The organism is Cobetia amphilecti, from assembly GCF_020217465.1.
Classification (GTDB): domain Bacteria; phylum Pseudomonadota; class Gammaproteobacteria; order Pseudomonadales; family Halomonadaceae; genus Cobetia; species Cobetia amphilecti.
In genome coordinates, this window is sequence record NZ_CP084115.1 from 2,486,216 (window position 1) to 2,501,282 (window position 15,067).

12 protein-coding genes are annotated in these 15,067 nt (G+C 51.3%); all 12 read right to left on the minus strand.

The window, feature by feature from the left end:
* Positions 1–203: 203 nt before the first annotated feature.
* The 12 genes from LCW13_RS10595 to rfbA all read right to left on the minus strand — a co-directional run bounded on the left by LCW13_RS10595 (position 204) and on the right by rfbA (position 14,991).
* Positions 204–1,238: a glycosyltransferase family protein gene (locus tag LCW13_RS10595; protein WP_225346830.1), complete on the minus strand. Its 1,035-nt coding sequence runs from the start codon at positions 1,236–1,238 to the stop codon at positions 204–206.
* Positions 1,238–2,290, minus strand: a complete 1,053-nt coding sequence (locus tag LCW13_RS10600; RefSeq protein ID WP_225346831.1) for a phytanoyl-CoA dioxygenase family protein — start codon at positions 2,288–2,290, stop codon at positions 1,238–1,240. Before LCW13_RS10600 ends, LCW13_RS10595 begins: the two co-directional genes overlap by 1 nt.
* Positions 2,291–2,351: 61 nt before the next feature.
* Entirely contained in the window at positions 2,352–4,508 is a 2,157-nt protein-coding gene (locus tag LCW13_RS10605; protein ID WP_225346832.1) for a glycosyltransferase family 2 protein, read from the minus strand.
* Positions 4,509–4,834: 326 nt separating this feature from the next.
* Positions 4,835–6,238, minus strand: coding sequence for a hypothetical protein (locus tag LCW13_RS10610; RefSeq protein WP_225346833.1), 1,404 nt, complete (start codon positions 6,236–6,238; stop codon positions 4,835–4,837).
* A 29-nt stretch (positions 6,239–6,267) separates the two neighbouring features.
* Positions 6,268–7,251, minus strand: coding sequence for a glycosyltransferase family 2 protein (locus tag LCW13_RS10615; RefSeq protein WP_225346834.1), 984 nt, complete (start codon positions 7,249–7,251; stop codon positions 6,268–6,270).
* Positions 7,252–7,336: 85 nt separating this feature from the next.
* On the minus strand, positions 7,337–8,341 hold the full coding sequence (locus LCW13_RS10620; RefSeq protein WP_225346835.1) for a glycosyltransferase family 2 protein: 1,005 nt from the start codon (positions 8,339–8,341) through the stop codon (positions 7,337–7,339).
* Between the two features lie 18 nt (positions 8,342–8,359).
* Positions 8,360–9,106 carry a sulfotransferase gene (locus LCW13_RS10625; RefSeq protein ID WP_225346836.1) on the minus strand — a complete coding sequence of 249 codons (747 nt, stop codon included), beginning with the start codon at positions 9,104–9,106 and terminating at the stop codon, positions 8,360–8,362.
* Between the two features lie 208 nt (positions 9,107–9,314).
* The gene (locus LCW13_RS10630) at positions 9,315–10,052 is read right to left on the minus strand and encodes a hypothetical protein (RefSeq protein ID WP_225346837.1); all 738 of its coding nucleotides are present in this window, start codon (positions 10,050–10,052) and stop codon (positions 9,315–9,317) included.
* Positions 10,053–10,246: 194 nt separating this feature from the next.
* Positions 10,247–12,172, minus strand: coding sequence for a rhamnan synthesis F family protein (locus LCW13_RS10635; protein ID WP_225346838.1), 1,926 nt, complete (start codon positions 12,170–12,172; stop codon positions 10,247–10,249).
* 12 nt (positions 12,173–12,184) lie between these two features.
* Positions 12,185–13,231, minus strand: a complete 1,047-nt coding sequence (locus tag LCW13_RS10640; protein ID WP_225346839.1) for a hypothetical protein — start codon at positions 13,229–13,231, stop codon at positions 12,185–12,187.
* 60 nt (positions 13,232–13,291) lie between these two features.
* Complete coding sequence (gene rfbC, locus LCW13_RS10645) at positions 13,292–13,840, minus strand: dTDP-4-dehydrorhamnose 3,5-epimerase (RefSeq protein WP_225346840.1); 549 nt, start codon at positions 13,838–13,840, stop codon at positions 13,292–13,294.
* Positions 13,841–14,100: 260 nt separating this feature from the next.
* A complete protein-coding gene (gene rfbA / locus LCW13_RS10650) occupies positions 14,101–14,991 on the minus strand; it encodes a glucose-1-phosphate thymidylyltransferase RfbA (protein WP_225346841.1) in 891 nt (296 codons plus the stop codon).
* Positions 14,992–15,067: the final 76 nt, after the last annotated feature.

The window sequence follows — 15,067 nt, forward strand, 5'->3', positions numbered from 1 at the left end:
GGGACGCTTACTTTGAGCTTAATGATTTCTGGGCATCACACCACTCAAATTTTGCTGATGTGTAGCGGATGTAATCAACGTGTTACCTGCGTTGGGCGCTGGATCGTCGCTGGCAGTGCCCGATTGGACGGCCCCAAGACCAGAAACGACAAGGCCCGCAGGGTAAGCTGCGGGCCTTGAGGGTTGGGATCATCTCGCTCAAGTCAGCGCGAACGCCAGAAGATCGTACACGCCTCTACAGCGCCAATATCTCGGGCTTTCTGCAATGCCCGCTCTGCCATGGTCTGCGTGGCGACTGGGTCAGCCAGCAATTGCTCGAGCGCCGCCTGCCAATCAGCAGGATCATCCCCCACAAGCAAACCATCGACACCATGTTCGACGATGTCGGTATAAGGTGCCCTGCGGCTGTAGATGCCGACGCCGCCCATCGCCGTGATGTCGAGGAACTTGATCCAGGACTTGCCGCGATTGAAGGGGGTCTCGAGCAAGGGGGCCAGGCCGATCTGGATACGGCGTGTTGCCTGGTACTGCTGGAAAGCCTTCCACGGCAGAGCCTCCGGAGTCTCCAGCCGTGCGATAGCGCAAAATGATTCAGGCACGTGCCGCCCCATCATGATCTCGAGGCGTGCCTGGGGATGTGAGGCCATCACTGGCGTGAGTGCTGGCGCCAGATGCGCGATGTCATCGCGATGCGCACGGGTACCGTGGTAGCCGATGGTCCAGTCAGACGGTGTGAAATCGGCCAGCTCAGTTTCTGGCGTCAGCATTGGCGGTGTCAGCAGCGAGACATTGGCATGCTCCCGCCCAAGCTGGGCCACCAGCGCCTCACAACAGGCCACTACCTCATCCGCGAGCGCAAGCAGTGCGGGCTGACGCATCGCCAGACCGCTCAGACGCGCGACATAGGCGGCAGGCAATCCATCGGTACGGGTCACGGCGCCAAGATCATCGTCGATCAGATAGACGATACGTCCGAAGCGCTCACGATGACGTTCGAGGAGGCGCACCCAGCGCTCGCCCAGTGACCGTACGATCAGCAGATTGGCGCCTGCCAGGCGCCGCAATGCCCATCCCGTCGGCAGGTGGTAGCGGCGTGTATCGAAACGCTCGACGATGGCCCCCTGCTGGCGAAGAGCAGGTGCGGCTGACTCTAGAAAGTAGATATCTTCGGTGGGTCGAGCACCATCGCTGAGAACGACCCACCGCACACCTGCCAAGGGTGAAGCTTCAGCCGACATCAGGACGGGTCCTGCGCACGCGAGGAGTCACGTGTCACGACATGCCAGGAAGACTCGACACCACGCGCTGCGGCAAGCTTGTCATCACTCGCCCGCTCCGCCTTGAGCACACGATACTGCAGGCGATTGAGCCATTCGCCGCCCAGCCCCGGCAACGGCAGGAAGGGTGTCGTGCGACTCATTCCCCACAGCGCCAGACGCGAACTGCCCGCCTCGGCAGGGCCACGGCCGTGCATGCCGAAAGTATCCGCGATCAACAGCGTGTTGGCAGGCACCTTGAACAGCGTGGGCGCATTGAGACCGAAGCGAGCCAGTGCGCCTTCATCGACCCGGAAGGACCCTCGCTGGGTATAGCGATTGGCATGCTCACGAGCCGTCAGGCTCATGTGATATTCCCAATCCAGTCGGCCCTTGTTCAACTGCGTGGACTGAGGCACGAACATGAAAGGCCCGTTGCGCTCGCTCACCTCCTCCAAGTAAAGCCAGAACTTCATGGTCGGCTGGAAGGTATCCACGTGCAGGGACTTCTGCGGGTCGGCCTCATCACTCTCGCGGGCGCCATTGAACACCTTCTCGAGATGCACGATGGGCAGGCGACGATGGCCGGCGCAGAAACGCAGCAGACGCTTGAGCTGCGGGTCAGCCAGCACTTGCCGAGCCACCGGCAGCTCGCTCAGGGTCTCCGGGTCCAGCAATACGCGATGCGTGCGAGTATCCCCCTGACAACACTCACGTACCTCACCGGGACCGTGATCATGCACGGTTTCAAGCTCTGCCCTGAGCCGCGCGAACAGCTCTGGCGACAGGAAGTTCTGCTTGAGCAGGTAGCCATCACGCAGGTAAGCCTCACGCTCGTCCCTAGGCACACCACGGCTGAGCATGGCCATCCGCCAACGCATGACCCGAGACGCTGCCCTCACCCGCCAGACATGCAGTCCACGACGATTCAGACGCTCACTTCCGATCAGCGGATTGGCGATGAAAGACTTGGCACCAGTGAATAGCGCAAGGCTCCACAGGGGAGCCTTGAGCAGAAATCGTGAGCGGGACATGGCGTTCCTTGCGAGACGGTGTTCAATAGGCAGCTACAGGCATGACGGGACGGCACTCTGCTCAGCGTAACGAAAAGTCTTCGTGGACGAGAGTCAGGTTGGGGTTGTAGGCCGGATCATTATCCAGCTGCTCAGCCCAGGTAGTGCGCATGTACTCACATTCAGAGAGCCAGCGTGCTCGCTTCTTCGGCGTATCATCAGCCCCCCTCGAGATGGATTCGTGATGATACAGCTCTGCATAGGGCGTCCACAGATTTCGGTATCCCGCTTCTCGCACCTTGAGACATAGGTCTACATCGTTGTACGCCACGGCGAGCTTTTCTTCATTGAGGCCGTTGACCTCATCAAAGACCGAACGTCTCAACAGCAGACAGGCTGCGGTAACTGCGGACAGATTCTGGGTAGATTTCAGTCGTCCCTGAAAACCATCTTCATCACGGTTGAAGAAGCGGTGGGCATGTCCGGCAATGCTTCCAAGACCCAAGATCACGCCAGCATGCTGAATCGTGCCATTGGGATAATAAAGCTTGGCGCCGACACAGCCGATGTCAGGACGACAGACCTGCGACACCATTTCCGTCAGCCATTCACCGTTCATTGGCTCGATGTCATTGTTGACCAACCCGATGATATCGCCACGTGCCTCGCGGGCACCGAAATTGTTGATCGCTGAATAATTGAAAGGCTCGTCCCAGTGCAGTACTCGTACGCGCTCATCACGTGCGGCAACTTCGCGCATATAGCCATGTGTCTGCGGACAAGTGCTTTGATTGTCGAGAATCAACAGCTCGAAATGCCGATACTCGGTATGTGCAAGGATGGCATCGACACACGGCTTGAGAATCTCTATCCCGTCCCGAGTGGGGACCAGCAACGATACCAAGGGTTGTGATTCCGGCAATTGCCATCTCACGCGGACGTTCTCTCCGGTCCCGCCATTGGCCTCTAACAGCACCTTGCCAGGTTCAGCGACAGCCGCGACATCATGGCGTGCAAGGTAGTCGCTCACACGCTCCAGATGCCGTGTCCCCCAGCTTCCTTGGTCGGTCACTGTCAAAGAAAGATGATCGTCGGGAACATGCACCAGTACCTGAGAAACGCGCCATATCAGGGACTGGTGGCTCTTACGGGTCGACTCGATCATCTCCAGCGCCAACTGATGGATGAGATCAGTAGCCGTGGCCATCAGGTTATCCTCTACCTCGAGAGAGTCCCGACAGGCTTGCCACTGCTCACGAGACCACAGCCCCAGATGCCCGAGATAAGGTGTGGAAAGCAGCAGATCCGGGTTCCAGCCAGGCTTGAAGTTCGGTGAGTGACGATGTCCGTCGCCATCAATGCGGTCTTCATCGCAATACAGGAAACCGGCCTGCGGTTTTTCCTTCACCAGCCACGCAAAGCACGTCAGCGTATCAGCAGACAGGGTCGCGCCCGTCGTCATCAACCCGACCCAATCCCCCACTGCCGCACTGTTGATATCCGTCAGCGGATCCGTGAAGCGTCCAGTGGCTCGCTCGGGCTCTGCCAACAACGTGATTCGCTCATCACTCGCGCAGCAGGCAGCCAGCCAATCGTGCTTCTTCACAGTCTTGTCCGAGGTAGACACCACCAGCTGCCACCGCGGATGAGTCTGCGCGATCAGGCTTTGCAGGCTATCGCCGAAAGCTTCCCTGTCGATATCTTCGTTGACGATCATCCCAAGGCTGAACACCATGTCGGAGGTAATCTCCGGCGCGATACGGTCGGCCACCTTCGCATTCACGAGGCCTTGCCCCAGTGACTCGACCACATCAATCCACTTAGCGTAATCAGTTATATTGCAGGGATTGAAATGCAAAAATGTCGAATCATAGTAATCTAGCGCTATTTCTTTCCATGTTAGTCGCTGTATGTGAGCTTCATGATCGAGTAACATTAGTATTTCTTTCTTCCCTAATCCTCTACAAACACGATGATTAGTGGATAATCGCTGTAATAATCGGTCTTTCGCAAAGCGTGGTGTCAGCCATACCAGTCTGAAATGTTTGAGACGGAACGTGCCATGACTATTGATGGGACATAACGTAATACGACGCACACCACGAGGGACACGCAGCATGCGACGCGTAATCTTGCCTGCTCTCAGCGGCAGCTCCACCGTATGAATTCGATCGTCCGTTTCAAAAGTGATGACCGCCGCAGCCCCCGTGACTGAGCGCTCCATGTCTATCTCGACCATGTTCCAGCCTGGCAACGGTCGAGGCCCCTCCCAGAGAAAGGCGGGCGTACTGGAGAGTGAGCGCCATTCCCCATTATTAAGACGCTCAAGGTCACTATCGATTCTCAGGTAACGCGGTACGCGGATATGCAGGGGAAGTGAAAGAAAGGTAGGAGCTTTGGCAGTGGAGGACTGAAGCTGTGATCCTTCCAGAAATGGTATTGTCGGCAAAACTTTCTTCCATTAGAGGTAACAGATGACAGAAACAATTCATGTCGAACGACTATATGATTAAAAATCGCCCGCTACTTTAGATAAAGCTAGTAACTGCATCGTCTGGGAGAGCATTAGTGTACAGAAATATCAGGATCATTCATCTTCTCCAAGACCGATTTCTTGTGTACGATACGTCGTTTAATTTTCTTAATCCCTTCCCCCCCTGGGCGAGCTTCCAAGGCCTTATCAAGCAGTAACAAGGCATCATCCAAGAGCCCATGTTGCTCAAAATAGACACCCAGTTCTCGAAGGCGATCAGCTTCCTTCCTCTTGCCACTCGCAATGATACCGCGGGTGCGAGCACTCAATCCTTGAAGTGGTACTGGCTCCTCAAAGGGGATACCAAGTAAGTCAAGCAATTTCAGAAAAGTATAGCCTTGGTTGCCCTCTTTATATTGTGTCCAAGCTGCTTTTCTGATGGCATCAAGCTCCTTAGAATATTGATCCTCAAGATAGGCCAGTGGCCGATAGGGGTTGGTAACATCCGCCGTAAAACTATCTTTCGCAGGTTGAGGTGGGAACAATATTTTTCGATCAAGAGACGGGAATCTCTTCAAAGCCGGCTCCATCGCCGAGAGAAATTTCGCATTAATGTCCTTGTAGAGTACAGCCGGAATATCCTGACTCCCAATAGAGCCTTCATCAGGATGGAGATCTGAATACTCTTGCAAAGCCCAGTCAATCTGCTGACCAACTGCAGAGGGGAGCCTAGCAAGCACTGTATTAAAGATACGCTTAAGCTCTAGCGCAGACCGCACATAGCTGCGATTAGTAATCTTTCTTTCAGGAAGCAGTGCAAATATCTCTGATGTCGGAACTCCCAGCTCTTCCAGAAAGGTTGCTTCAATCTGTCGTGTATTTTCTGCAGGCTTCTGGTAGGTAAGAAAATGGCAGTTATCATCTCCAAAAGCATCAGCCCACTGAAGCAGTGGACCACCCGATAGATTACTGGGATTGCTGTTCTGAAGAACGGGGACAAGTTGACTGTAGAAACTTCGTGAGTATCCATGACGCTTGATCCCTTGGTTGTAGTTCCCCAAAAGATAGTCTACAGGTGCACGAACAAAGGCAATTACGCGAATAGCGTCAGGAGACAACCGCAATCTTTCGTGAAGTAATCTCGCCACTGACTCTAATTGATAAAAAAAAGACTCTGATGATAATACAAGTATTAGACCTTTCTTTCGAGCATGGTTAAGCCATTTCTGAAGCTGCATCTCCGCCCTGTCTATATCACCTTCGCTTAATGCCACAGATAATTGGCTATGCCCGCCCGATATCCCATTCTTATCTATGTTATGTTCAGGGTAATAATAACCAATTCTTTCAATAGATTTTCGAGAACTTAGCATATAACGCTGTATTGCTGAAGAACCTGCCTTAGGTGATCCAATATGAATAACCAAATCCAAAGGTGGAGTATTATGTGCAGATAATCTTGAAGATAAGTTGAATACCTTACGTATAATTTTCATGTAGCATTAAAATCTCGACATTGCTTAAATCAGCCTAAGGTATCAGCAAATAGATTCTTTGAAACCTTTTTCACAGTAACATCATCTGGATTCGACCTGATATATACTTCAACCTCGGAAGCTTTAGCATACACATCACCTCTTGCCGCATCAATCATTTTAGAAACCTCACAAAAATCAATAAACATATTCTGCGACTTCAAATAGCAATCATGACGATCATAATTAAAATTAGTTTTTATTTCATTTTCAACCATGCCTGAAGAAAAATATCCAGGTCTATTATTTTTCAAAGATCCTTTCTGTCCAGCTCTACCTTTCAAAAGAGCCGCCATATACTCTATTCTGGACCTATACATTCGATGAATTACAAACGAGGGTTTCGAATAGCATAAGTCTTTATTTAAAGCCTGCGGTTTATCTTCGGACATAACCAAGGGGTTATGATCTGCATCATAGCATGAGGCGTTTTTGAATTCAGGGAAGTGAACCCTCAGGCTTTTTATTGCTAAATCAGTACGGAACAATGTTTTGCATAACCTATGAATATAATATTCACCATCCGATGCAATAGAGCTGAACTCTTGAGGTCGTGCAAGCTCACAATGCCAATTAAAAGCAATAGCATCAGCATCAATGTGTATATGATCCTTAATTTTTGAACCGAAATCCGCAGGCACCCAAAATTCATCTACATCTAAATACATGAGGAAGTCTACATTATTCATTCTACAATAATTTAGATCTTTTGCATAACAGATTTTCTGTAGCCCTTTATTTATATTATCTGGACATAGATCTATCCAGTCTGCAATTTCATAAGTAACACCTTTGTACTTCTGAGCGATCTTAGAAAGTATATCTACTGTTTGATCTTCACTTCTATTAACATAAATATGTATTTGGTCAAAACCGAAATAAAGATGGTGATGGACCCACTGAGCAATATAAGGAGCTTCATCTTTGGCTATAGCTGCAATCCTTACGTTCTTGCGCTTATCAATATTACGCATAAACCTTTTACCCTTATTTGTAAACACCGATACTATTAAGCCCTTAATAAAATATCAAGGGCTCAAAACAAATTGTTAAAACCTCTTATAATATGGTAAGGCCATTAGCAACTTTAATTGCTTCAGAATCACCTTTAGCTACAAGTTTTTTTAGTATCTCTATTGACTTTATTGACTTTAGCTTAATAGATTCTATATCGTCATTAATATATGAACCGACATCTAAATCAGTAATAGCGGTATAACGAGAGCTCATATAATCGAGATAATTATTTTTTGGCCAATCAAAATATCTATTAATTTTATCCCAGTTGTGTGGCTTGTATCCTGGGCGATTCGTTTTAATTGACAGGGGTTGAGATGGTCTACCTCTCAGCAATAAAGCGGTATATTCAATTTCCGATCTAAACATACGATGAACAATATATGCCTTCTTTGGTCTTCGCATTGCATTAGTAGTGTGTTGATTTATAGTCTTATCAAATTCAATACGCTTACCATTCGCATCAATCGGAGCACAGTTATTATCATATATAGGTACATGAACTCTGACATTCTTAATATCAGCATAATTGATAGGAGTAATAGTTTTCACCAACGGAGGAATAAAATATCCATGTTGATTTTCCAAAAAACTGAAAGGTACACTCTTACCAACTTCACAGTGCCATTGGAAACAGATTGGTTGACAACTATCAGAACTAGTCTTCTTTAAAAAATCTTTTATAGATGTTTTAAAGTCATTGGGAATCCAATATTCATCCACATCTATGCACAACCACCAGTCAATATGTTTCTCCAAGGAAAGGCTAAGGTCTTTTGCATATGCGATGTTTTGTAATTTACTGGAGACTTGTACATCACAGTAATCTAACCAATCTATAGTTTCATAAGTAACCTGTGGGTATTTTTCGCTTACTTTCTGTAGGATAGATAAGGAGTTATCTGTAGTACGATTCACATAGATATGTATTTGATCAAACCCAAAGTATAAATGATGATAAATCCAGTCTACAAGATAGGGCCCTTCATCTTTAGCAATAGCACAAATACGAACAACTGCACTGTTAGTAAAGTCGTTATCTTTCATAGCTATACTCCAAGAATTCTATTTCTCGACTTTACGTTTGATTTCCGAATATTTATCGTTGATAGTTTTACCTCCAGGCCGTATCTTTTTTGCTTCTATAATAAGCTCCAATGCGACCGCAGGCCTCTTATCTTCAAAGTAAATTGCCAAGTCTCGTAAAATATCTGCATTTTTTTCCGGATTTTTTATAACTTTTTTATTTTTAGTTTTATGTCTATGCTTCCATTTACTTGCATCAGCTTCGATGCCGTTATTATTTAGAAAGCTAATTAAGGTGTCATTATTCATCGTATCAATATTAAAATACAGGAATCGAGGATTACCAATAAACAGCTTTAATACATTAGAAGTATGTTTTTCATAATCCATGCCCCACCTGCTTATAACAGCATCTATATCATGACCGCCTTCATCTGAGACCCGTTTTAAGTATGAGCCTTCGTCATGATTAATTCTACTTCTAAGCCATGCGTTTTTATTTCGAGTATTAAATATAAACAATGCTTTGGGATATTGCTCTATCAGTTGTTCTATCAACTCCATAGCTACATACCGAAATACACCATTACCTTCGTAATGCTCCATATCTGTGAATACATCGTAATGTTCCAACCCACTTAACAATGGTTGACCAAGATTATGATTGTCAAAGATTCTCTTTGATACTTCACCATGTTCCCAGTGCGCTGCATTAAAGCCATTCTCTTTGAAGAACCAGTATAAAGACCCTGTACCAGCTTTGTTGAAACCTATTTGAAAAATCATAAACAGCACCTATATAATTTTTAAAATTAGTTATTTAATGAGTAATATAGCTTTAATCAAAGATAGGCACAAGAGCACTGAACAATTATAAAAGCTTGTGCGCTTAATTACGCTTACCCAAATCATATTTTACAGTTATTTCTTTGTAGCAATATAATCTATATTTAATCTTTCCTAGTGCGACTAAAAGAGTTTTTGTAATATAAAATTATCCTAGGTCCTCCATCGAGAGTTGGTCTACTGGCAACACCTTGATCGGCTGATAGCCAGACTTGTTGAGGCTCTCGGCCGGTAGACCGAACCACTCGATCAGCTTCTGGTTACCTTGCTTGAAGTGGGCATCAAAGGCCTGCTGCTCCGCGACCGTGAACAGCACATGCTTATCCTGCTCGGCATCCAGTGCCTTCGACAGGGAGATGATCTTGTCCCGGCGGCGCGCGAATTCCGCATTGCCCATCTGGCCACGGCCGAATCGCTGCACCAGCGGCAGACAACGTGTCGGGAGCGAGGGGTTGATGATGGCAGTCTCATCGGCCTGGTTGGCACCTGCACGATACGCGATGCCGAAAGATGCCAGGAAGTCCTGTACTACCTTGCGACTATAGGGAATGACGGACAGGTTCTCTCCGCCGACGTGCCTTTCCCACTGACGAACATGATTCAGATAGTTCAGCCAGCTCACATTGCGCATGGCGAGGGTGAACAGAGACGCCTCGTAGCGGATATTGGGGTCTTTCACCAGCTGATTGAACAGCGACAGCAGCAACTCGGACTGCGGGCGCACCGTGAAGATGACCTTGACCGTCTCGAAGTACTCAGCGACGAATTCCTTGAAGCGCGGATTGTTGAAATACATCGGCGACAGCTCGGAAGACAGCAGCACGCTGGGGGCCGGGCTGGCCTGCATCTCGACTCGGAGCTTCTCGAGGGCATCGGCGGGTGACATGTCACTCTGATAGGCGCCACTGCCTTTGAATGATAAGGCGAACGGATGGTGGGAATGGTCAGGCCATTGCAGCGATTGCGGGTAGAGAATCCCCTTGGCCAGGAAATCCTCGTGCTGCGCCTGAATCTGCGATTGAACCGCAGAAGTCCCCGTCTTGGACCAGCCGACATGAAGGTACAGTGTGTCTTTTTTCATCATTCACCAATAAACGGGTTGCGGCCGATCTGGCTTACCAGAGCGCCCCATTTCAGAATCTGGACTTCATCAAGTGCCTCATCGCCCCTCAGGACGTCCGGCATTCCGAGGGCGCGCCACTTGTCCATTGGATGAAGAATATGGAAGGTCGCCAGGCCCATGTCGCCTGGGCGCTGTGCATCGGCCACGACATTGTCACCGATATGCAGATGTCGACGGCCTTCCTCGCGCGCGAGGTCTTCCTTGACCATCGCCCACATGATGCCGCTATCCTTGCGCTTGCCTTCCTCACTGGAGACCATCAGGCGATAGGCTGCGGCAATACCTGCCTTGCGTAACATCAGACCGACCTGGTCACGCGTGTAGTAGGTGTCGGAGATGACCCACAGTACATGTCCTGCAGAGCCGAGATGATTGAACAGCTCCACCATCTCGTCCTTGGGCTGGATCATCGCGAGATCCAATTCGAACTCACGCTTCATCCATCCCTGCGCGACATCCTTGCTGACCTTGTACACATCCGCCAATTCGTCATAGATGGCGTCGATGCGGATATCGCCCTGGAAGCTGGCACGCTTGCGAAGCGTGAATTCAGCCTCGTTGCGCGTCTTCACGAAATCATGAGCTGAGGAGGCGATGCCCTGCTCCACCAGCCACTTGCCCAACTTCAGCTTGGCATAATCCGGTACGGTGAATTCGCGACGAACCAGCGTATCGAAGACATCGAAGCTGATGATCTGATGCGCCTGGATGGCAGGCATGTGCTGTTCGATGGAACCGTGGTAGCTCGCGGTGATGTAGCTCTGGTCAACCGTAAAATCGCCACCGGACGGATAATAGAAGAACTGACGGTAGCCCAGGTTTTCCGCCTGAGCGCCGAGAATACGTTCAAGCGCATGCAGCTTGGAGCCATCGTTGGGCAGGGGTTCATCGGGGAAGTCTTCGTATTTCCAGCCCTTGCCGATGATGCCCTCAAGCGCCTGTGGGCGCGCCCAGAACATGCCGCCTGCGGGATAGCTCAGGAAGTCGCTGACATGATCGATCTCCAGCGCCTGCTGCCACTCGCGCATGAAGCCCTTGTTCATGGTCTGGTGATTCACCCAGCTGGGCATCATCCAGAATGTCGTCGGGTAATAGATACCGAGCGTCTCGTCAGCAGCGAAGGCATTGAGCGCGCGCTTGACGACGGACTTGTCACTCAGCAGAAATTCAGTGAGGTAATCGGCCCATTGGGTCTGTTCCCGTCCTGAATACAGTGACTTCTTGGAGTGCAGGTGGCAGAACAGGTCATACTGCGCAAGCACATCGCCATACTCGACCAGCAGCGGACCGAAGTTGCGCCCACGATTTGGCACGTGACGAATCTCGACATGTCTGACGCAGCCATGCTTCTCGAACGTCTTGCGTGCCAGGGATTCATTCACCCCCTTGGCAAGCGTCAGCAGGACATCCACCTGGATTGGCATGTCATCCAGCGCATGGGCGAAACGCTCCAGAAAATCCTCGTAGAAGACATGCAGACAGACCGCCATCTTCAATTGGCTGGCTGCCTCGGTGAGCGTGGTATCCAGTGGCATACGCGCTTGAGGAACCCAGCGCGGGGTCAGGGGCACATGCTGGCGCCCTTCCTGCTTGCCATTTTTCAGATAATGGAACAGCGGGCTCTGCTGGTCGTAAAACACGTCCATGTACATACGATGGTAGCTTTCACCATCGAATGCCGGTGAAGGGTGAATCGGCGCGAAGCGTGACTTGTGGAGATAATCCTTGAAGGCATGTGCCGGTGAGGAGAATTTCTGACCGTAGCGCTGCTGATACCAGCTGGCATCGAACAGCCCCAGGGTTTCGGCTTGCTCGAATTCCCGCCGCTGCGCCTTGGTAAGAGATGCGGAGTTTCGTTTGGTAAAGACATTGAACGGTTTCATGACAGCTCTCGATCAGATGTTGAAAAGGGCCAACGGGTTCAAGATGCCATTGCCCGAAAAATCATCGTCGACGAAGAACAGATGCCACGCGCATTGCGGAATGGCCCCCTGTCGCGTCGCGAAGTTTTCATACATCTGCTCCACCTCTTCCGGCGTGAAGCTGACCCCCGCCGCCAACCACCCCGCCACCTGCTCGATGGCGCCATCGAAGACTTCCAGCATGTCCTGGAAGTGACGCTGCGTCGCCGCCTGGCGGCCATAGCAGAATTCGAAGCCACCATCGCTGTCCTGACGCACATCCACCACCTGTCCATGCGGCGCCGTCATCAGCGATTCGAACAGCAACGAGCGATCCAGCATCTGATAACCGTCGCCCCAGCTGACTCCCTCACGGAAGACACCGGCGAGATTGGCTGTCGCCCCGCCCTGCAAGGACTTGCCTGGCTTGGTTGCCACATAGTAGAGCCCGAAGGTCTCGCGCTGCATCATGCGGGTCAGCAACTTCTGGATCGTGCCCGAATAGCCCAGGTCCAGCATGAGCGGCGCAGGCCCGTCCGTCAGGCCCAATGTCTTCAGGTAGGCCATCACGCCCTGCCTTGTCGGTGCCACCAGAACTTTCAATTGCTCAAGATGAGGCGTCAGCCACTTGACGACCTGATCCTGCTGTTCGGGTAGCTTGACATGCATCTGCAGCAATTCCGCTGGCAGAACACTGAGCGCCTCATGCACCTGAAGCCCGAAGCGCTTGCGCATCAGGTCCAGCATGCCGCCTTCGAAGTCATTGCCCAGCGCCAGCGGCCACAGGAATTTCTCACCGAGATTGGCCCTGAACAGCAGTGTACGAGAGACCTTGAGATACCGCGGCGAGTGCTCGAAGGTCACCAGGTTGCGTGCCTGAAGTTGGGTCAAAAGACGCTCGAAGCACCAGCCCTCACGGGCCAGACATACCGGTACTCGTCCCGCACCTTGCGCTTCCACTGCCTTTGCATACACCAGGAAGGCCGGTCCCATGAAACTGGCACCGAATTCCCTGAGTGCCTGACGAGTATTCTTCATCATTTCACCAATCCATTAGCCTGCGAGCTGAAGATTTTCCTGACTGGCATGATGCCATTCAGGTCATTCAAAGACAGCGACCGACTCGAAAGATTCACCGGCTTCATCCTTGCCCGAGAGCAGCGGCGCTTCGCCATTCACCAGCGGCCACTCGACACCCACACTGGGGTCATTCCATTTCAGGGAGTATTCATCACCCGGCGCATAATAATCCGTGCACTTGTACTGGAATTCCGCTGATTCGCTGATGACATAGAAGCCATGAGCGAATCCCGGCGGTACCCACAGCATCTGCTGATTGTCTTCACTCAGAAAGGCGCCAACCCACTGACCGAACGTCGGGCTGCTCTTGCGCATGTCGACGGCTACATCAAATACTTCGCCCTGAGTGACACGTACCAGCTTGCCCTGCGGCTGATTCAGCTGGTAGTGCAAGCCACGCAGGATGCCCTGACGGGATTTGCTGTGGTTGTCCTGCACGAAGGTGTAATCACCGCAGTGCTCGACGAATTCGCTCTGGCGAAAGGTCTCCATGAAGAAGCCGCGCTCGTCTCCGAATTTTTGCGGGGTCAGCAGCACGACATCCGGGATGGCGAGTTTTTCGAAATTCATGCGGGAATTGCTCCTTGTAGGGGACAGATATCACTTCAACGATCACAAGACTCGATGCCCTGCCGACTCGGGGCACGGCAAGACTCAACCTTGATAACGCACAGGCGTGGCGGGCCATCATGAAAATTCCCGCAGTCCTCGCCATGTTCGCGATGACTGCGGGAAAACCAGTACGTTAGCATTAGCTTCAATGCATGCGTACCCAGCAACAGCGCCCGCTCTCGAGTTTCGAGCTCAGATGTCGAACTCAGGTGTCGAGCTCAGTAGTTGCCGCGGCGCTTGTCGTCCAGACGCTTCAACAAATACTGGCCGTAACCGGTCTTCTTGAGTGCGGTGCCTTGCTCTTCGAGCTGCTCGTCGCTGATCCAGCCGTTGGTCCAGGCGATTTCCTCGAGACATGCCACCTTCAAGCCCTGGCGGTGCTCGATGGTTTGCACGTACTGGCCAGCTTCCAGCAGGCTGTCGTGGGTGCCGGTATCCAGCCAGGCGAAACCACGACCCAGTCGCTCGACACGCAGGTCACCGCGTTCCAGATAGGCATTGTTGACGCTGGTAATTTCCAGCTCACCACGCTCGGAAGGCTCGACGGACTTCGCGATCTCGACCACATCGTTGTCATAGAAGTAGAGGCCTGTCACCGCATAGGGCGACTTGGGCTTCAGTGGCTTCTCCTCGATGGAGATGGCCTTGCCGTCTTCATCGAACTCCACCACGCCGAAGCGCTCCGGGTCCTGCACGAGGTAACCGAAGACGGTCGCGCCGCTCGGCTGATTCGCGGCACGCTTCAGCTGATCAGAGAAGTGCTGACCGTGGAAGATGTTGTCACCCAGCACCAGGCAGACCGGGTCATCACCGATGAACTCCTCACCGATGATGAAGGCCTGGGCCAGGCCATCCGGACTCGGCTGCACGGCATACTCGAAACGCACGCCATACTGCTCGCCGTTGCCCAGCAGCTTTTCATATTGCGGCAGATCTTCCGGAGTTGAGATGATCAGGATTTCGCGGATGCCGGCCAGCATCAGAACAGAGACCGGATAGAAGATCATCGGCTTGTCATAGATCGGCAGCAGCTGCTTGGAAACACCGCGAGTGATCGGATGCAGTCGTGTACCGGAACCACCGGCGAGGATGATGCCCTTGCGCGCCATATCAAAAGTCCTTGTCGTATCGACGTGTAGCGTTTCATTCGAAGAAGATCAGGTGCTGCGGGATGCCACAAACTGA